General features: G+C 74.3%; 18 protein-coding genes. 11 read left to right on the forward strand and 7 right to left on the reverse strand.

The window, feature by feature from the left end:
* The first annotated feature begins 25 nt into the window (after window positions 1-25).
* From ACFVUY_RS38460 to ACFVUY_RS38470, 3 genes are all read left to right on the forward strand, one after another.
* Window positions 26-766: a CPBP family intramembrane glutamic endopeptidase gene (locus ACFVUY_RS38460; RefSeq protein WP_387736748.1), complete on the forward strand. Its 741-nt coding sequence runs from the start codon at window positions 26-28 to the stop codon at window positions 764-766.
* 129 nt (window positions 767-895) lie between these two features.
* Window positions 896-2,455, forward strand: coding sequence for an alpha/beta fold hydrolase (locus tag ACFVUY_RS38465; protein WP_387736749.1), 1,560 nt, complete (start codon window positions 896-898; stop codon window positions 2,453-2,455).
* Window positions 2,456-2,654: 199 nt separating this feature from the next.
* Window positions 2,655-3,428: a maleylpyruvate isomerase family mycothiol-dependent enzyme gene (locus tag ACFVUY_RS38470; RefSeq protein ID WP_387736750.1), complete on the forward strand. Its 774-nt coding sequence runs from the start codon at window positions 2,655-2,657 to the stop codon at window positions 3,426-3,428.
* Between the two features lie 208 nt (window positions 3,429-3,636).
* On the opposite strand, the gene ACFVUY_RS38475 is transcribed toward ACFVUY_RS38470, so the two are convergent.
* Together ACFVUY_RS38475 and ACFVUY_RS38480 are read right to left on the reverse strand one after the other, a co-directional pair.
* Window positions 3,637-4,809, reverse strand: a complete 1,173-nt coding sequence (locus ACFVUY_RS38475) for a sensor histidine kinase (protein ID WP_387736777.1) — start codon at window positions 4,807-4,809, stop codon at window positions 3,637-3,639.
* 89 nt (window positions 4,810-4,898) lie between these two features.
* Window positions 4,899-5,564 (reverse strand): response regulator transcription factor, encoded by a 666-nt coding sequence (locus ACFVUY_RS38480; RefSeq protein ID WP_387695659.1) that lies wholly within the window; start codon window positions 5,562-5,564, stop codon window positions 4,899-4,901.
* A 208-nt stretch (window positions 5,565-5,772) separates the two neighbouring features.
* On the opposite strand from ACFVUY_RS38480, the gene ACFVUY_RS38485 reads away from it, so the two are divergent.
* The 5 genes from ACFVUY_RS38485 (at window position 5,773) to ACFVUY_RS38505 (ending at window position 10,065) form a co-directional block, all read left to right on the forward strand.
* On the forward strand, window positions 5,773-6,219 hold the full coding sequence (locus ACFVUY_RS38485) for a hypothetical protein (protein WP_387695661.1): 447 nt from the start codon (window positions 5,773-5,775) through the stop codon (window positions 6,217-6,219).
* Window positions 6,209-7,297 (forward strand): efflux RND transporter periplasmic adaptor subunit, encoded by a 1,089-nt coding sequence (locus ACFVUY_RS38490; protein ID WP_387736751.1) that lies wholly within the window; start codon window positions 6,209-6,211, stop codon window positions 7,295-7,297. Before ACFVUY_RS38485 ends, ACFVUY_RS38490 begins: the two co-directional genes overlap by 11 nt.
* Complete coding sequence (locus ACFVUY_RS38495; RefSeq protein WP_387695665.1) at window positions 7,294-8,004, forward strand: ABC transporter ATP-binding protein; 711 nt, start codon at window positions 7,294-7,296, stop codon at window positions 8,002-8,004. Before ACFVUY_RS38490 ends, ACFVUY_RS38495 begins: the two co-directional genes overlap by 4 nt.
* Complete coding sequence (locus ACFVUY_RS38500) at window positions 8,001-9,197, forward strand: ABC transporter permease (protein ID WP_387736752.1); 1,197 nt, start codon at window positions 8,001-8,003, stop codon at window positions 9,195-9,197. Before ACFVUY_RS38495 ends, ACFVUY_RS38500 begins: the two co-directional genes overlap by 4 nt.
* A gap of 187 nt (window positions 9,198-9,384) precedes the next feature.
* The gene (locus ACFVUY_RS38505) at window positions 9,385-10,065 is read left to right on the forward strand and encodes a DUF6445 family protein (RefSeq protein WP_387736753.1); all 681 of its coding nucleotides are present in this window, start codon (window positions 9,385-9,387) and stop codon (window positions 10,063-10,065) included.
* A 58-nt stretch (window positions 10,066-10,123) separates the two neighbouring features.
* On the opposite strand, the gene ACFVUY_RS38510 is transcribed toward ACFVUY_RS38505, so the two are convergent.
* Window positions 10,124-10,741: an endonuclease gene (locus tag ACFVUY_RS38510; protein WP_387736754.1), complete on the reverse strand. Its 618-nt coding sequence runs from the start codon at window positions 10,739-10,741 to the stop codon at window positions 10,124-10,126.
* Between the two features lie 194 nt (window positions 10,742-10,935).
* On the opposite strand from ACFVUY_RS38510, the gene murQ reads away from it, so the two are divergent.
* The gene (gene murQ / locus ACFVUY_RS38515) at window positions 10,936-11,841 is read left to right on the forward strand and encodes an N-acetylmuramic acid 6-phosphate etherase (protein ID WP_387736755.1); all 906 of its coding nucleotides are present in this window, start codon (window positions 10,936-10,938) and stop codon (window positions 11,839-11,841) included.
* Window positions 11,842-11,906: 65 nt separating this feature from the next.
* Here murQ and ACFVUY_RS38520 read toward each other — a convergent pair whose 3' ends face one another.
* Together ACFVUY_RS38520 and ACFVUY_RS38525 are read right to left on the reverse strand one after the other, a co-directional pair.
* Window positions 11,907-12,419 (reverse strand): isochorismatase family protein, encoded by a 513-nt coding sequence (locus ACFVUY_RS38520; RefSeq protein ID WP_387736756.1) that lies wholly within the window; start codon window positions 12,417-12,419, stop codon window positions 11,907-11,909.
* A 9-nt stretch (window positions 12,420-12,428) separates the two neighbouring features.
* Complete coding sequence (locus ACFVUY_RS38525; protein WP_387736757.1) at window positions 12,429-13,109, reverse strand: TetR/AcrR family transcriptional regulator C-terminal domain-containing protein; 681 nt, start codon at window positions 13,107-13,109, stop codon at window positions 12,429-12,431.
* Window positions 13,110-13,236: 127 nt separating this feature from the next.
* Between ACFVUY_RS38525 and ACFVUY_RS38530 the strand changes: the two genes are divergently transcribed.
* Window positions 13,237-14,586, forward strand: coding sequence for an MFS transporter (locus tag ACFVUY_RS38530; protein ID WP_387736758.1), 1,350 nt, complete (start codon window positions 13,237-13,239; stop codon window positions 14,584-14,586).
* Between the two features lie 59 nt (window positions 14,587-14,645).
* Here ACFVUY_RS38530 and ACFVUY_RS38535 read toward each other — a convergent pair whose 3' ends face one another.
* Window positions 14,646-15,173 (reverse strand): YcxB family protein, encoded by a 528-nt coding sequence (locus tag ACFVUY_RS38535; RefSeq protein WP_387695672.1) that lies wholly within the window; start codon window positions 15,171-15,173, stop codon window positions 14,646-14,648.
* Window positions 15,174-15,412: 239 nt separating this feature from the next.
* On the opposite strand from ACFVUY_RS38535, the gene ACFVUY_RS38540 reads away from it, so the two are divergent.
* Window positions 15,413-16,915: a TolB family protein gene (locus ACFVUY_RS38540; protein WP_387736759.1), complete on the forward strand. Its 1,503-nt coding sequence runs from the start codon at window positions 15,413-15,415 to the stop codon at window positions 16,913-16,915.
* Window positions 16,916-16,979: 64 nt separating this feature from the next.
* On the opposite strand, the gene ACFVUY_RS38545 is transcribed toward ACFVUY_RS38540, so the two are convergent.
* Window positions 16,980-18,524, reverse strand: a complete 1,545-nt coding sequence (locus ACFVUY_RS38545; RefSeq protein ID WP_387736760.1) for a glutamate synthase subunit beta — start codon at window positions 18,522-18,524, stop codon at window positions 16,980-16,982.
* Between the last annotated feature and the right edge of the window lie 113 nt (window positions 18,525-18,637).

Raw genomic sequence — 18,637 nt, forward strand, 5'->3', positions numbered from 1 at the left:
ACGGCTTCGTGCCTACCATCGAGCTGTGTTGACGCGGTGGGGGAGCCAGGTGCGCCGGTATCCGGTGGCGGGGGCGGTCGGGGTCGCGGTCGTCTGGCAGGCGACGATCGTGGTGGTGGCGAAGGTGCTGCCGCCGTTGGATCCGGGGTGGTTCCCGCAGTTGGGGCCGACCGTGGTCAATCTGGCGGGCGCGGCGGTGGCGTTGGCGCTGCTCCGGGCCTGGGGGCTGCTGGCGGCCGGCGGGGTGGCGGGCCCAGGGGTGATGGCGCGCTGGCCGGTGCTGCTGCCGGTGACGGTGCTGGCGGGGCTGGCGGCGCTGCCCGGGATCGAGGGCGGCACGGCGACCCTGGCGGGCGGGGTGGTGCTGATGCTCGCCATCGGGGTCAGCGAGGAGCTGAGCAGCCGGGCGCTGGTGCTGGAGGTCGCACGGCCGCTCGGCCCGGTGCGCGCGGGGGCGCTGACGGCGGTGCTGTTCGGGGTCGGGCACCTCGACAATTGGCTGTTCTTCGACGCGCCCCTGGGCAACACGCTGTGGCAGGTGCTGGAGGCCGGCGCGTTCGGCTTCCTCCTGTGCGGCGCACGGCTGTACATCGGGAGCGTCTGGCCGCTGGTGCTGCTGCACGCGCTGGCCGACTACCTGGAGATCTACTCACCGGGGAGGACGGCCGACTGGCTGCAGGCACTGGACGTGGCCGTCGACCTGGCGTTGGGGCTGGCGCTGCTGCTTCGCGCCCGTACGGCTCCTGCGCCCGCGCCGCAAACCTGATCCCGCCGCTGCGCCCGCCCGGCTTCGTCGTCAGCGAAGCTTTTTCCGACGGACCGTCATATTGTTTGCCCCGAACGCGTCCTGTACGGAGGTGGCCCGGACCGGGCCCCGCACCGCCGAGGAGACGTCTTGACCTACCTCCGCCGCCGCGCCGCCGCGGCCGCTCTCGCCCTCGTGGCCGGCCTGACCGGGGCCGCCGCCACCGCACCGGCAGAAGCCGCCGCACAGGCCGCCGGCATCCCCCGGGGGCTCGACCGCTACTACCAGCAGCGCCCGGACTGGCACAGCTGCGTCCAGGGCCCGCAGGACGAGGAGGGCGCCGCGCTGGAACGGGCCGGCGCCCGCTGCGCGGAGGTCACCGTGCCGCTCGACTACGGCGACCCCGGCGGACGCACCGTCACCCTGGCGCTCTCCCGGATCGAGGCCACCGACACCCGCCACCGGATCGGCACGCTGCTGCTCAACGACGGCGGCCCCGGCAGTCCGACGCTCGGTGCGCCGCCGCGGGTGCACGCCGCGTTGAAGGACACCGCCGCCCGCTTCGACGTCGTCGGGCTGGACCCGCGCTTCGTCGGCCGCAGCGCCCCCCTCGACTGCGGCTGGCCGATCGGCTTCAGCATCACTTCCTCCGGGACCGGCCGGGCCTCCTTCGAGCGCCAGGTCGCCCTCCAGCGGGACCTCGCGGCCCGGTGCCGTTCGGCGGCCGGGGACCTGCTGCCGCACGCGAGCACCCGCGACGCGGCCCGGGACATGGACGTGGTGCGGGGCGCGCTCGGCGAGCGGCGGATCTCCTACCTCGGCCTCTCGTACGGCACCTACCTCGGCACGGTGTACACCCAGATGTTCCCCGGCCGCTACGACCGGGTGGTCCTGGACAGCGCGCTGAGCCCGGCCCACGCCGGGCCGGCGCTGCTCCCCAACATGGTGCCGGAGAGCGAGCGGGCGTTCGCCGACTGGGCGGACTGGGCGGCGGCCCGCCACGGCACGTACGGGCTGGGCCGCACCCGCGAGGAGGTGGTCGCCGGGGTGCTGCGGACGGTCCGGGCGGCCGCGGCGCGCCCGCTCGTCGTCGGCGCCGGCGCGGACGCCTTCGAGCTCGACGACACCCGGGTGCCGATGGTGGTGTTCATGAACCTCGCGGGCGACTCCGACGCGGATCGGGCGGGCCTCGCCGAGCTGACGGCGATGCTCGCCGAGGCCGCGGAGGGCCGGCCGGTCACCCCCTCGGACGGGACCGCCGCCATGCTGCGCTTCCTGTTCACCCCGCAGGGGTCGCAGGCCGGCAGCATCTCGCAGGCCATCCTGTGCGCGGACGGTACGGCGCCGCGCGACCCGGAGGACTACTGGCGCCGGATCGAGCGCGACCGCGCCCGGTACCCGCTGTCCGGCCCGCTGGTCGACAACATCTCCCCGTGCGCCTTCCTGGACCCCCCGCGCGAGGCGCCCACCGAGGTACGCCGCGACGCCCGGGTGCTGATCCTCTCCGCCACCGGCGACCCGCGCACCCCCTACCGGGACGGCGTCGCGCTGCACGGGCTGCTGCCCGGCTCCCGGCTGCTGACCCTGCGGGGCGCCGACCAGCACGGGCTCTACGGGACGTACGGCAACGCGTGCGTGGACGACGCGGTCAACGCCTACCTGGCCGGCGGACGCCTGCCGGAGGCCGACCCCACCTGTACCAAGGCGTAGCCGGGGCGTCCCGACCCGCTTGTCCTGGACGCTTGCTGAAGGTCTTTCGGGTTCCGGCCCCATCGCGTGCGCGGTGGGGCCGGACTCGTTTCGTGGCGATGGAGGAGTGGACCGGGGAGCCGCTCGCACAGGGGCTTCGGTCGTCGTCGCCCGACAAAATCGCTACCCGGCGGCCGAAGCCCCGTGATACACAACCGACGTGCAAAACATTGTGGAGTTCCCCGAGGTCCTGCGGCTGATCGACGACCGCTCGGCCGCGTTCCGCGCCGCGATCGCGTCCGCCCCCGACCTGGACGTCCAGGTCCCGAGCTGCCCGGACTGGACGCTGCGCGAACTGGCGCAGCACCTCGGCGACGGCCGCCGCCGCCAGGCCGCCATCGTCGCGGCGGGCCCGGGCGCGGAGCCCCCGGCGAAGACGTCCCCGAAGGGCGCCCCGACCGCGCCCCGCGACCGCGAGGCCCTGGACGCCTGGCTCGCCGAGTCGACCGAGCTCATGCTCGACGCGCTGCGCGAGGCCGGCCCGGACCGCGGCTGCTGGACCTGGTGGGGACGCTCGCAGGCCCCGGAGACCAGCGGAGCCCTGGCCCGGCACCAGATCCAGGAGCTCGCCGTCCACACCTACGACGTCCAGCTCACCCAGAGCGCCGCACAGCCGCTGCCGACGGACGTCGCGGTCGAGGGCGTCGACGAGTTCCTGACGACCGTGTCGGCGACGACCGTCCCCTGGCCGTTCAAGCCGGCGACCATCGACCTGCACGCGATCGAGGGCCGCTCCTGGCGCCTGACCCTCGACGCCGACGGTGTCCGCTGCGACGACCTCGCCGCCGACGCCGAGCCGGGCGACTTGGTGATGCGAGGCGCGGCGAGCGAACTGGTCCTCTACTTCTACGCGCGCGTCCCGCTCGACAGCCTGGAGAACACCGGCGACACCGAGCCGATGGAGCAGCTCGCGGAGTGGGACCCGACCGCGTAGAACGCGCGCTTGTGACGTGTCCGCCGGTGGTGCGCACTCTCCTGCGGGCGCCACCGGGCCCGGGGTTGCGGACATCACGCGGCCCCGGGCAGGCTGCGGGCCCGCTGTTCGAGGGCCGTCCGGTGCGGGCACTGTTCCAAGAGTGCGGGCACTGTTCCAAGAGTGCGGGCACTGTTCGAAGAACGTACGGGTGCCCCCAGCAGCCGGATCAGGCCGCGGGGAATTCGACCCGGACCCGCAGTCCGCCCGTGCTGCCGGGGACGGCGGTGACGACGGCGTGATGGGCCCGCGCGATGGAGGCGACGATGGACAGGCCCAGGCCCGCGCCCTCACGCGGGCCGTGTCGACGCTCCTGCAGGCGGCGGAAGGGCTCGAAGAGGTAGGGAACCGTCTCCGACGGCACCTGGGGGCCGGTGTTGTCGACCTCCAGGACACCGTCGCGCACGCCGACCTCGACCCGGCCGCCGTCGTGGTTGTAGCGCAGGGCGTTGCCGACCAGGTTGCGTACCAGGTGTGCCAGCAGCACCGGATCACCCTCGACGGACACGGGGGCGGTGTCGGTCCGGACGGTGACGCGGTTCGCTCGGGCTTCCTCCGAGGCGGCGCACTCGGCGGCCACCGCGCGGGCCAGCCGGTCCAGTGCGACCGGTTCGCGATGGTCCAGCCTCTGATCGGAGACGGACAGCAGCAGCAGGCCCTCGATGAGCCGTTCGCTGCTCTCGGAGACCTCGATCAGTTTGCGGCGGACCCGGGCGACGGCGGCCGGGTCCTCGGTGGCCAGCCCGATTTCGGCCGCGGCCCGCTGCACCGCGAGCGGAGTCCGCAGTTCGTGTGCGGCGTTGGCCGCGAACCGCTGCTGCGCACCCACCAGTTGCTCCATGCGGTCGAGCATGGCGTCGAAGGTGTCGGCGAGCTGTTTGAGCTCGCCCGGGGGTGCGTCGAGGGCGATCCGCTCGTGCAGGTTCTCACCCGAGAGCCGGCGCGCCGTGTTGGTGATCACCGCCACCGGGCGCAGCACCCGCCCCGACATCCACCAGGCCAGTGCCATCGAGATGACGGCGAAGGCGGCCAGAGCGATCAGGGAGACGGTCAGCAGCTGGTTCCGGGCGGCCTGCTCGGCGGCCTGGGTGACGACCTTGACGGCCTGGAAGTGGGACTGTCCGCCGTCGGCGGGGGTGGTTCCGGGCGGAGCGTTCGCGGGTGCGGCAGTTCCCACCATGAGGGTTTTCGCCGCGGCGGGGTCCGGGGTCGCCAGTGTGGCCAGTCGCGGTTCGACGGCGACGGCCGTGCTGATCGAGGTGTACAGGCTCTCCCGGACCAGGAAGTTGACCAGGACGATGAGCATGGCCCCGGCGAGGACGAGCAGCCCGCCGTAGAGCATGGTCAGCCGGCCCCGCTCCCCGCCCGGCAGCCGCGGGCGTGGTCGGCCGGGCAGCGGTGGGCGGTTCGGGCCGACCGGGGCGGAGCGCCTCATGCCGGGACGCCGATGCGGTAGCCGTGGCCGGGCACGGTGTCGATGACCGAGGGCTCGCCGAGCTTGGCGCGGAGTTTGCTGAGGGCGACCCGGACCGCGTTGGTGCGGTACCCCATGTTCCGCTCCCACACCCGCTCGATCAGGTCCTCACCGCTGACCACGGCGCCCTCGGCCTGCATCAGCGCCTCCAGTACGCCGAACTCCTTGCGGGACAGGGCGAGGTAGCGGCCCTCCCGGAAGGCCTGGCGGCGAGCGGTGTCGAGGGTGATGCCCTCGCGTTCGAGGACCGGTGGAAGGGCGGGGTGGGTGCGGCGGCCGAGTGCCAGTACCCGGGCCAGCAGTTCCTCGTAGGCGAACGGCTTGGTGAGATAGTCGTCCGCGCCCAGGTCCAGGCCGTCGACGCGGTCGCGGACGGTGCCGGCGGCGGTGAGCATCAGTACCCGGGTCAGCAATCGCTGCTCGACGACGCTCTGGCACACCTCGTCGCCGTGCGCTCCGGGCAGGTCGCGGTCGAGCACGAGCACGTCGTAGTCCGTGAAGCGCAGCCGCTCCAGCGCGTCGGCGCCGTTGTACACGACGTCGACGGCCAGGGCGTCGCGCCGCAATCCCTCGGCGATCATGTCCGCCAGGAATTCCTCGTCCTCCACGATCAGTACACGCATGACATCAGGTGTACCTGAAAACCACCTTTCGTCGCCGTAAAGGTCTCGGCTGACAGCGGCGAAATGCGGGTGCGTGCCAGCCTCTGCCTGGTCGGCCACCCGGTATCGGACACGGTGGTCGGTCACTCGCAATCGGACACGGAGGAATTCCATGCGGAACCACATGCGGAACCACAGGTACGGCGCGGCGGCCGTGCTGGTGGCGGGGATGGCGCTGTTCACCGCGGCCTGCGGCGGAGGCGCCACGGGCACGGGCGGGGGCGGCGGCTCGGACTCGTCGGGCAAGGGCGCGGCGGCGGACCGGGCCTACGAGCACCGTAAGTGCCTGCGCGAACACGGCGCCCAGGTGAAGGAGCCGGAGCCGGGCCAGGACCCGCGGGGCCTGGTCCTCGAGGGCGGGCAGGACAAGATGGCGGAGGCCCTCAAGGCCTGCGGGGGAGTCGGCGGCTCGGGCGGCACGAAGATGTCCCAGGCCGACAAGGACAAGGCACTCGAATTCGCCCGGTGCATGCGCGGTAACGGTGTGGATATGCCGGACCCGAAGTTCGACGGCGACTCGGCGATGTCCGGGCAGGCGATGAAGGTCCCGGAGGGCGCCGAGAAGGACAGGTTCGACAAGGCGAACAAGGCGTGCAGTGGTCAGAATGCGGAGTGAGCGCGGGCGGAGCCGCCGAACGTTGCTGGTCGCCGCGCTGGTCACCTCGGTCTCGCTGGTGGGCGGGGTCACGGCCCTCTCGCAGACCGGCGGCGGGAGCGCCGCCGCGGACCGCACGGACGGGCTGCCGCCGAGCACGGGTTCGGTGGAACGACAGGACCTGAGCAGCCGGACCCAGGTGGACGGGACCCTCGGCTATGCCGAGGAGCGCCGGCTCAACGCCGGTGTGCCGGGCACCCTCACCTGGCTCCCGGAGGCCGGCGCGGTGGTGAAACGCGACGGGGTTCTCTACGAGGTCGACGGCCGGAAGGTCCGGCTCATGGACGGCGAGCGCCCCGCGTACCGGACGATGAAGGCCGGCGACAAGGGGCCGGACGTCAAACAGCTGAAGGAGAACCTCCGCGCCTTGGGCTACGGCAAGGGGCTGGCCGCGGACGAGGAGTTCACCCCCGGCACCGCGGAAGCGGTCAAGCGCTGGCAGAAGGCCCACGGGCTGGCGCAAACCGGCGAGATCGGCCCCGAGCAGATCGCCTTCTCGCCCGGTCCGGTGCGGATCAAGAAGAACGATGCGGCCGTCGGCGACCAGGCCGCTCCCGGCAAGCCGGTCCTCACCACCACCGGCTCCGAACGGCAGGTGCAGATCAAGATCGAGGTCTCCCGGGCCGACCTCGCCAAGCCCGGTACCCGGGTCGAGGTCGCCCTGCCCGGCGGCGGCAGGGCCAAGGGCAAGGTCGCCTCCGTCGACCGCACCATCGGTGAGGACGGCAAGGAGCAGGGCTCCCCGGACAAGCCCGCCAAGATCACCGCCCGGGTGGTCTTCGACGACCCGGGGCAGGCGGAGGGCTTCGACCAGGCGCCGGTCACCGTCGAGCTCGAGGGCGAGGTCCGCAAGGACGTGCTGACGGTACCGGTCAACGCACTGCTCGCGCTGTCCGCCGGGGGCTTCGGCGTCCAGGTCGTGGAGAACGGGAAGGTGCGCGAAGTCCCGGTCGAGCTCGGCATGTTCGGACAGGGCCGGGTCGAGGTCAGCGGGACCGGCCTGGCCGAGGGAATGAAGGTCGGGGTACCCAAGTCATGAGCGCCGTGGTCGAACTGAACCAGGTCACCAAGGAGTATCCGGGCGGGGTCGTGGCGCTGCAGGAGGTGGACCTGCGCATCGGACGCGGCGAACTGCTCGCCATCGTCGGCCCTTCGGGGTCGGGCAAGTCCACCCTGCTGCACATCGTCGGCACCCTGGACCGGCCCAGCGCCGGATCCGTCACCCTGGCGGGCCACGACGTCGCCGCCCTCTCCGACCGCCGGCTCTCCGCCCTGCGCGCCCGGCACATCGGCTTCGTCTTCCAGTCCTTCCACCTGGTGGCCGGGGTCAGCGCCCAGGACAACGTCGCCGAGGGACTGCTCTACTCGGGCCTGCCGCGCGCCCAGCGCCGCAGGCGCGCGGCCGTGGCCCTGGAGCGGGTTGGACTCGCGGACCGCATGCACCACCGTCCGCACGAGCTGTCGGGCGGCCAGCGGCAGCGGGTGGCCATCGCCCGGGCGGTGGTCGGCGAGCCGGACCTGCTGCTGGCCGACGAGCCGACCGGCGCTCTGGACTCCGCCTCGAGCGAAGCGGTGATGGAACTGCTGCACGACCTCAACGCCGAGGGTGCCACCATCGCGGTGATCACCCACGACGGCGAGATCGCCGACAGCCTGCCGCGCCAGGTCCGTATCCGCGACGGCCGTGTCGTGGCGGATCTGCGCACCGGCGCCGCCGACCCGGCCGATCGGGGTGGGGAGCGATGAGCCGCGCACGGCTCTCCCCGGCCCGGCTGGGCCCCCGTGACGTCCTCCACGTCGGCTCGGCCGGCCTGCGCACCCGCCCGCTGCGGGTGGTGCTGTCCGCGCTGGGCATCGCCATCGGCATCGCCACCATGATCGCGGTGGTCGGCATCTCCTCCTCCAGCAAGGCCCAACTCCTCAGGCAGCTCGACCAGTTGGGAACCAACTTGCTGGTGGCCTCCCCCGGCCAGGGGCTGTTCGGCGAGAAGGTGAAGCTGCCCGAGGAGTCGATCGGCATGCTGAGCCGCGTCCCCGGGGTCGAGCAGGTCGGCGCGACCGGTGACCTGGCGCAGTCCGTCCGGCGCAGCGAGAAGATCCCCAGCGACGACACCGGCGGCATCACCGTGAAGGCCGCCACCGAAGGACTGCTGGACGTCGTGCGCGGCGCGGTCGGCTCGGGCACCTGGCTCAACGAGGCCAACGGGCGCTACCCGTCGACGGTGCTCGGACACGTCGCGGCCCAGCGTCTGGGCATCACCGCCCCCGGTCAGCAGGTCCACATCGGCGGCCGGTACTTCACCGTCATCGGCATCCTCGACCCGCTGCCGCTGGCGCCCGAGATCGAGCGGGCCGCCCTGGTCGGCTGGGACGGCGCCGGCACGCTGCTGGGCTTCGACGGCCATCCGACCCAGATCTACGAACGGTCGACGGACCGGACGGTCGGCGCGGTCCGCGAGCTGATCCCACGCACCGTCGACCCGCAGAACCCGCACAACGTGCAGGTCACCGACCCCTCCTCGGCGCTCCAGGCCAAGGCCGCCACCGAGGGGGCGTTCACCGACCTCCTGCTCGGGCTGGGCGGGGTGGCGCTCCTGGTCGGCGGCGTCGGGGTCGCCAACACGATGATCATCTCGGTACTGGAGAGGCGCCACGAGATCGGGCTGCGCCGCTCCCTGGGCGCCACCAGGGGCCAGATCCGCCTCCAGTTCGTGACGGAGTCCCTCCTCCTCTCCGGACTGGGCGGGCTGGCCGGCGTGGCCCTGGGCTCGGCCGCCACCTACGCCTTCGCCGTCTCGGGCGGCCTGCCCTGGGTGGTCCCCCCGTGGGCCGTCACCGGGGGCTTCGCCGCCACCCTGCTCATCGGCACGGTGGCAGGCCTCTACCCGGCCGTCCGGGCCTCCCGCCTCTCCCCGACCCTCGCCCTCCACACCGGATAGGGCCTCGCCTGGTTGGCCGTCCCGGGAAGCCTCGGGCGGCCAACCGGAGGACGAGTGGCTCTGTTCACGTGAAGTCGCAGCGGGTTCGCACCGCAGCCCCGGCCGGGTTTCCTGCCTGGTCACCCTTGACGAAAGGTTGACCTGCTCACGGCAGAAGGTTGGCGATCACCGCCTCTATGGTCGGCCCATGCCCTCACAGCCCATCAGGCCCACCACCCTGCCGGTCCTGCCCTACCGCAAACCCACCCGCGGACGGGACTACTGGGTCCTGGACAACGTGCTGCCGGACCCTGACGCCGTCCGGGAGCGCTGCCTGGCCCGCGGGGACTGGACCGAGGGCTACCCGCACCGCCCCGAGACCTGGCCCGGACTGCGCACCATGCCGGGCCTGGAACCCGAGGAGCTGGCCCGGGTCGAGTCGCTGGTCCGCAAGGCCACCGGGGCCTCCCGGCTCTGGGTGCAGAGCACCCCTGGCGGCGGCACCCTCAACCACAACTGCGTCCAGGTCGTCGGCGCCGGGGAGTCGGAGCCCCGCCCGCATACCGACTCCCGCGCGCTCTGCCGCTACGCCGCGGTCCTCTACCTCAGCCCCGGCGCCCCCAAGGACGCCGGCACCAGCTTCTACCGCCAGCAGTTCCCCGGCGGCCGCCTCGGCGGCAACCTCGTCAACGCCCCGCACAACAACCTGGTCGAGGCGCTCGGCACCCGCCACGTACCGGCCGACCACTTCACCGAGGACGTCCGCGTCCCCAACCGCTACAACCAGCTGCTCCTTTACCACGCCAACCTGATCCACAGCGCCACCGGCTACTACGGCACCGACCTGGCCGAGCGGCGGATGACGGCGGTCTTCTTCTGGATGGCCTGACCCGGCACGCACCCTCGCGGACCGTCGAGCCCTCACTTGGCACGGGCCGACCCGCCCCTCACCCGGCCCCCACGTGCGCCAGGCTCGCCCTGGTCAGCGCCGCCGCCAACCGGGCCAGGTCCCCCGGCCCGACCAGCGCCGCCAGCCCGTCCGGTTCGCCCGGCAACCCGAGCCTCCGGGCCTCCGCCAGCGCCCGCTCGTCGACGTACGGCCGCAGCGACGGCCAGACCGCCTGCGCCTCGCGCCGGAAGTTCCCGGCGCCGACCGGCCCGATCCGGGGGAACTCCCGGAGCAACTCGCCGATCCGCTCCGACTCGCCGCCGGCCTCCTCCCGCAGCCGCCGCAGATCACCGTGCCAGCGGTCGAGCAGCAGCCCGGCCCCCTGACCGAGCGCCGTGGCGGTGCTCTCGTCGTAGCGCACGTAGTGGGCCCGGCCCAGGGCGGCGATCAGCGTCCCGCGCCGGGCGTCCGCCATCGCGCGCGGGGTCCGCAGTCCGGCGGCCGACAGCTCCCGGGCCGCCGCCGTAGCGGTGCCGGCGCCGATCCGCGCCGAGCACAGCACGGTCAGGACGAGCAGCCGGTAGAGCGGCGAGGGCTTGTCACGCAGCGCGATCCCGGCCTCCTCCGCGTAGGTGCGGCCGAACCGGTCCAGGAGTTCGGCAACGGTCGGTTCCACGGCCTTCACCTCCCTCCCCCGTGCTTGCCCGGATCCCTCCCTCCACGCTTGCCCGGATTCGGACGCCCCGCACCCGGGGAGGCTCGCCGCATGAGTGAGCGAAGCACGGGGACACCCCCGGCCGGAGGCCGGCGGAGAATCGTCGACGGGCGCGCGGGGGCGCAGGCCCCTGCGGGGCGGAGCGGGGCGGGCGCATGAGCCGGGACGCCGTACCCGCGACCGAGACCGTCCGCCCCGACTGGGCCGCGATCGACCGACTGCCCACCGTCGAGCTGCTCCGCCTGATGAACGCCGAGGACCGCACGGTTCCGGCCGCCGTCGCCGGGGAGTTGGAACGGATCGCCGCCGTGGTCGACGCCGTGGCCGCCCGGATGGCGCGTGGTGGCCGGCTGGTCTACGCCGGCGCGGGGACGGCCGGGCGGCTCGGTGTACTGGACGCCGTCGAGTGCCCGCCGACCTTCGGCACCGATCCGGCGCTGGTCGTCGGTCTGATCGCGGGCGGGCGCTCGGCCGTCACCGCGGCGGCCGAGGGCGCCGAGGACCGCACCGACCTCGCCGAGGCCGACGTGGCCGCGCTCGCCCTCACCCCCGCCGACACCCTGGTGGGCGTCTCCGCGTCCGGCCGGACGCCCTACCCGCTGGCCGCCGTCCGCGCCGCGCGGGCGGCCGGGGCGCTGACCGTCGGGTTGGCGTGCAACCGCGGCTCGGTGCTCGCGGCCGCGGCCGAGCTGGGCATCGAGGTGGAGGTCGGCCCGGAGGTGCTGGCCGGATCGACCCGGCTCAAGGCGGGCACGGCGCAGAAGCTGGTGCTCAACCTGCTCTCCACGGCCGTGATGATCCGGCTCGGCCGGACGTACGGCAATCTGATGGTCGACCTCCGCGCCACCAACGACAAGCTGCGCGACCGCGCCCGACGGATCGTCGCCGAGGCGACCGGCGCCGACGGGGCCGCGGTCGACCGCGCCCTGACCGCGACCGGCGGCCGGGCCAAGGACGCGATCCTGTCCCTGCTCGCGGACGTGGACGCGTCCACCGCCGCCCACCTGCTCACGGCCTCGGACGGACGGCTGCGCGAAGCCCTCCGCCTCGCCCGGCCGTAGCGGCCTTCCGCCTCGCCCGGATGTAGCGGCTCACCACCGCACCAACGGCAACCCGCCCCGCCGGCTCACCCCAGCCGCACGTCCGCGGCCGCGACGACCTCGCCGAGGCGCGGGAAGTCCAGCTCCACCGATGCCCGGTGCTCCTCCGCCGTGAGCGCGGCCATCGCGTCCTCGACGAACACCAGCCGGTACCCGTGGTCGCCGGCGGCCCGGGCACTCGACTCCACGCCGAGGTTGGTCGCGATCCCGGCGAACACCACGGTCTCCACGCCCCGCGCCCGGAGCAGCTCGTCCAGGCCGGTGCCCTGGAAGGCGCCGATGGTGCGCTTCACCACGACCTCGTCGGCCGCCGCCGCGACCTCCGCGGGCAGCCCGCTCCCGGGCGGCTGCTCGGTCACGTTCGGCCGCTCGACCCGTACCGCGATCACGGGCGCGCCCGCCGCCCGGAACTCCCGGGCCAGCTCCAGCGAGGCCTTCAGCACCTCCGAACCGGTGCGCGGCGCGAGCGGGTTGGCGACGATCCGGTCCATCAGGTCGATCAGGACCAGGGCCGTGCTGCGGGGGTCAAGGGTGGTCATGGGGTCACGCTAGTCCATCGGACGCGCGGCCCCCGAGGCCCGGTCCGGCGCCGGGGTGCCCTGCGCCGCCTCCCGCGCGATCTCCGTCCGGAACCCCTCGATCAGCACCCGCAGCCCGTACTCGAAGTCGGCGTCGTGGTCGGTCATCCGCAGGACGTCGACCGCCTCTCGCAGCAAGGGCAGTTCGCGCAGTGCTTCGTCCGGGAACGGCGGCCGGTCGCGGTCCGCGGAGTCCTGTCGCCAGGCCTGCTCCTCGGTGACCCAGCCCATGATGTACCGGTCGACGGTCAGCAGCAGGCGCAGCGCCGTTCGCGGGCGCAGGCCCGCTCCGCAGAGTGCGCTCAACTGGGCTTCGACCGCCGGGAGTTCGTCCTCGGTGGGGAGGGTTCCGGCGTGCACCCGGGCGCCGTCGCGGTAGGCGAGCAGGGCGGTGCGCTTGGCGCGGGCGTCGGCGGCGATCCACTCGGGCCAGTGCGCCGGGTCCGGCTCGCGGTCGGGCGGGAGGGCTTCGGCGAGCATCGCCTCGGCCATCAGGTCGAGCAGTTCCCGCTTGCTCTTGAAGTGCCAGTACAACGCCGGTGACTGGACGCCGAGTTCGCGGGCGAGCCGCCGGGTGGTCAGCCCGTCGATGCCCTCCTCGTTGAGCAGGCGCAGCGCCGTGCGCACCACCTCGTCGCGCTTCAGCGCCATCCGATCGGCCTCCTGGGTCATCCGCTTGCCAGATCCACCCTATCGCCGATAAGTTCCCGAGCTGGAATTTATCAGCGATAAGGAGAGCCGTCGCGACACCGACGGCCGCGAAGGGATCCCACCCCTCATGACCTCCGGACCGAACCCGACCTCCGGACCGAACCCGACGCCCGGAACGGACAGCACCTCCGGACCGAACCCGACCTCCGGAACGGACCGCTTCTGGTCCCGGCTGCTGCCGAACACCGCGCCCTGGCGGTCCTCCCGCGACTTCCGGCTGACCTGGACCTCGGGCACCGTCACCCTGCTCGGCTCGATCTTCACCATGACGGCGATCCCGCTCCAGATCGCCGACCTCACCTGTTCACCCCTGGCCGTGGGCGCGGTCGGCGCGGTCGAACTCGTGCCCACCGTCCTGTTCGGCCTCTACGGCGGCGTCCTCGCCGACCGCGCCGACCGCCGCACCGTCGCCCTGGCCACCGAGGTCGCCCTGGCCGCGCTCAGCGCCCTGCTGCTGGCCAACGCGCTGCTCGGCACCCCCGCCGTCTGGCCGCTCTACGTCGCCGCCGGGGTGGCGGCGGCGCTCCAGGGCGTCCAGCAGCCCTCGGTGGAGGCGATGGTCCCCCGGCTGGTGCCCCAGGACCAGCTGGTGGCGGCGGGCGCACTGCTCTCGCTGCGCTGGAGCATCGGCGGCGTGGCGGCCCCGGCGGCGGCCGGCCTGCTGATCGCGACCGCCGGCGTCCCGGCGGCGTACCTGGTCGACCTCGGCACCTTCCTGCTCTCGATCGCCCTGCTCGCCCGGGTCCGGCCGGTCCCCTCGGAGCGGGACGCCGAGGCACCGCAGCTCACCGAGTTCCTCGACGGCGCCCGGTACGCGGCCCGGCGCCCGGACCTGGTCGGCACCTACCTGGCCGACCTCGCGGCCACCGTCTTCGCCCTGCCCACCGCGCTCTTCCCGTTCCTGGCCGCGGACCTGGACGCCACCTGGGCGCTCGGCCTGCTCTACTCGGCCGGCGCGGCCGGCAGCCTGATCGCCGCCGCGACCGGAGGGTGGGCGGAGCGGGTCCACCGGCACGGCCGACTCGTCCTGCTCTCCGCCGCCCTGGTCGGCGCTGCGACGGCGGCGGCCGCGTTCGCCCCGGGCCTGTGGGCCGTCCTGCTCTGCCTGACCGTCGCGGGCGGTGCCCACTGGATCGGCGACACCTTCCGCAGCGCCATCTGGAACCAGTCCATTCCGGACGAACTCCGGGGCCGCGCCGCCGGGCTGGAGATGCTGATCGGCTCCGCCGGGCCGGCCCTGGGCGACCTGCGGGCGGGCGGGCTCGCCGCCCGCCAGGGCATCCGGGCGGCCCTGCGCACCGGCGGCCTGCTCTGCCTCGGCAGCTCGGCCGCGCTGTCCGCCGCCATCCCCGCGCTCTGGCGCTACGACCGGCGGGGGCACCGCACCGGGCCCGTCCCGGCGGAACCCACCCCGTGACGTGCCGGACGCCCAGGCCGCACCGGCCCCACCGCGGGGACCGCCCCGGGGACCACCGCTCAGTCCGGGACGAGCGCCGTCGCGTGCCGGTCGATCAGCTCCCCGAGCCCCCGGAGGTCGTCGGCCCCGCGCTTGGGCAGCATGGTCAGCACCCCCGTCTCCTCGTTGCCGCTCAGCAGCAGGAACAGCCGAGGCGTCTCCAGGTAGTACCGCTGCTCCGGCCAGGCGAACTCGGTGACCGAGGCCTCGGTGCTCACGACCACCCCGTCGTCGTCCAGCAGGACCCTGAACTCGCCCTTGTCCTCCGCCGCCCTCGTCACCCGCCGTACCCGTGTCATGGGCACCGCGAGAACCACGAGCAGCGCGAGCACCACCAGCAGGGCGACCAGCAGCAGCACCGTCCCGCCGAGGACGACGAGCAGCCCGGCAACCGCCGTCCCGCCGACGGCCACCGTGTACACGGCTCGCCGCGACCGGCGCCCGACCACCGTGTGCCGGTCCCACGCCGCGAAGGCCTCCCGGAAGTCGGCGTCCGTCGGGGTGTAGCGAACCTCGACATACGTCACCGCCCGCCCATCGGAACCCACGTCCCCACCCTCCGACCCGTGTGCGCACAACTTCTGACACCAGCTTCGCCGGATCGTAGCAAAGACCGTACGTACCCGATGCGACCGCGTCCGCGCTCCCCCGGCGGGAAAACGCCGCTCCCGGCGCCCACCCGTTGACCGACCGCCCCGCCCGGCGGTTGGCTCACCCCGAGCCGGCCGCCGGGGAGTTCGGCGTCCACCGCCGACGCGGCACGGCCGATCCCAGGGGAGGGAACCAGATGAACCTCATCCGCCGCCCGCTGCGCGCGGCCTGCGTCCTCGCGGCCGCCGCACTGGCCGCCGCCGTCGCCGTGCCCGCCCAGGCGGCCCCGTCCGAAGCGGGCCCGACCGGAGCGGGCCTGGCCGCCCTGCCGGGCGGTGCCCGCACCGAACGCGTCTCCGTCGGCCCCGGGCAGGCCCAGGCCACCGGCGCCTCGCAGGCCGGCGGCCTGAGCGCGGACGGGCGCTTCGCCGTCTTCACCTCGGAGGCTGCCGACCTGGTGCCCGGCGACACCAACGGCAGGTCCGACGTCTTCGTCCGCGACCTGTGGACCGGCCGCACCGAGCGGGTGGACACCGGCCCGGACGGCGTCCAGGCCGACGGGGACTCCTACGAGGCCACGATCAGCGGCAGTGGCCGCTACGTGGCGTTCAGTTCCACCGCCACCAATCTCGCCCCCGGTGCCAACCGCGGCTCCGAGGACGTCTACGTCCACGACCGCTGGACCGGCGGCACCCGCCTGGTCAGCGTCGGCAGGACGGGGGTTCCGCAGACCGGCAAGCTGTCCGGCGTCCCCTCGATCAGCTGGGACGGCCGGTACGTGGCCTACCAGTCCAACCGCGGCGACCTCGCCCCCGGCACGGTCACCTGGTTCGGCGGCAACATCTACGTCACCGACCGCTGGACCGGCGACACCCGCCTGGTCAGCATCGGCGCCGACGGCAAGGAAGCGGACGCCTCCTCCTCCGCACCGGAGATCAGCGCGGACGGCAGCACCGTGGTCTTCATCTCCAAGGCGACCAACCTCCTCGGCGCGGGCGGGGCCGGCGCCCTCTCCCCGGCCGCGGTCGCCGAGCTCAGGGCGGGCTCGGACCAGGAGTTCGTCGCCGACTCCTTCCGCCCGGGGGCCGCCCTCCACCCGGCGGGCGCCCTCCGGCCGGACGCCCGCGCGGAGATCCTCAAGCCGCGCACCTACCCGCTGTACGTCCGCGACCTGCGCACCGAGCGGACGAGCCTGGCCAGCCCGGACGGCAACGGCGGCTACAAGGGCGCGGTCAACCCCTCGGTCAGCCCCGACGGCCGCTACGCCGTCTACTCGTCCTGGGTCCTGCACGGCGACACCCAGTGGGACCGTCACTTCGAGGTCTACGTCCGCGACCTGAAGCAGGGCACCGAGACCCTGGTCAGCACCGGCCTGCCCGGGACGACGACCACCCTCGGCTCCTACGGCGGCCGGATCACGGCGGACGACCGGTGGGTCGTCTTCAGCTCGGAGGCGGACAACCTCGTCCCCGGCGACACCAACAACGCCGAGGACGTGTTCCGGCACGACCTGTGGACCGGCCGCACCGAGCGGGTCAGCGTGGCGGGCGACGGTGCGCAGAGCGCCGGTCCCTCGCACGCCCCGTACACCGATGCCCTCGGCACCGCGGTGGTGTTCACCTCCTCCGACGGCACCCTCGTCCCCGCGGACACCAACGGCGTCGAGGACGCGTTCCTCCGCCGCCTGCCGCTGTTCTGACAGCCGGTCCGACGGCCCCGCCCTCGCCCCGACCCGGCCCGCCCCGGCGCGGGTGCTCCCGGACTCACACCGTGAGCGCCCGCGTCGAGGCCCGGATCGGCGCCGGAAGCTCCGTCCACCCGCGCAGGTACCGGTCCACCGCCGCCGCCACCGCCCGCCCCTCGGCGATCGCCCAGACGATCAGTGACTGCCCGCGCCCGGCGTCCCCCGCCACGAACACGCCCTGCGCCTCCGTGGCGAAGCCGTCGTCCCTGGCCAGGGTGCCCGCCGGTCCGGTGGTGAGGCCGAGCTGGGCGAACAGCCGCCGGTCCGGCTCCGGCCCGGTGAAGCCCAGCGCGAGGAGCACCAGCTGCGCGGGCAGGCTCCGTTCGGTGCCCGTCCGCGGGCTGCGGTCGGCCGGTTCTGCCTCGGCGAAGCGGACGGCGGCCAGCCGGCCGTCCGGGCCGGCTTCGAAGCCGACGGTGGTCGCCGCGAACACCCGGGGCCCGGCCTCCGCGGCACCGGACTCCTCGTGCGAGGTGGTCTCCCGGTACACCTTGGGGTGCACCGGCCAGGGCTGTCCGGCGGCCCGGTCCTGCGGCGGGCGGGGGTTGATGTCCAGTTGGGTGACGGTGGCGGCGCGTTGACGGAGCGCCGTTCCCAGGCAGTCCGCCGCCGTGTCCCCGCCGCCGACGATCACCACGTCCAGTCCCTCGGCGGACACCGGGGAGACCGGGCGGTCGCCCTCGTCCACCCGGTTCGCCCAGGTCAGGTAGTCGATCGCCTGGTGCACCCCGGACAGGTCCCGGCCCGGCACCGCCAGCTCCCGGCAGGCGGTCGCCCCCACCGCGACCACCACCGCGTCGTACCCCGAGCGCAGTTCCTCGCCCGGGACGTCCCGGCCGACCCACACCCCGGTGCGGAAGGCGGCGCCCTCGGCCCGCAGCTGGTCCAGCCTGCGCTCCAGGCGGTGCTTCTCCAGCCGGAACGGCGGGATGCCGTACCGCAGCAGTCCGCCCGCGCGGTCGGCCCGCTCGTACACCGTGGTGGCGTGCCCGGCCCTGGTCAGCTGCTGGGCGGCGGCCAGCCCGGCCGGGCCCGAGCCGATCACCGCGATCCGCCGCCCACCGGCGCGCTCGGGGCGGTCGGGCGGCCGGGGCCCGTCCCAGCCCGCTTCCCAGGCCCGGTCGGCGATCGCCAGCTCCACGTTCTTGATCGCCACCGCGGCGCCGTCGATCGCCAGGACGCAGGCGCTCTCGCAGGGCGCCGGGCAGAGCCGCCCGGTGAACTCCGGGAAGTTGTTGGTGGCCAGCAGCCGTGCCGCGGCCGCCCGCCAATCCGCTCCCGCGTCCGCCTCCGCCCTCGTACCCGGCCCGCCTCCCGCCCCCGGCTCCTGGCCCGTCCCCGATTCCGCCACCAGCCGGTTCCAGTCCGGCACCAGGTTCCCCAGGGGACAGGCGTGGTGGCAGAACGGCAGCCCGCAGTCCATGCACCGCCCGGCCTGCCCGCCCACCACCGGCAGCAGTTCGCCCGGCCGGTACACCTCCCGCCAGTCCCCCAAGCGCTCCCGCGCGTCCCGCCGCGCCCGCTCCGCGCGCGGGGTGGTGAAGAAGGCCATCCGGTCTGCCATCGCGGCCTCCGGCAGGGCGTGCCGACTCGAACCAGGCGGCCCACCCGGCGGCGCGCCACCGTACGGCCACCGTACGCCCCCGAAGCACCGCGCAACAGCCGCGGCCGGCGGGG

Origin of the sequence: Kitasatospora sp. NPDC058063 (assembly GCF_042885395.1) — a bacterium.
Classification (GTDB): Bacteria; Actinomycetota; Actinomycetes; order Streptomycetales; family Streptomycetaceae; genus Kitasatospora; species Kitasatospora lactacystinica.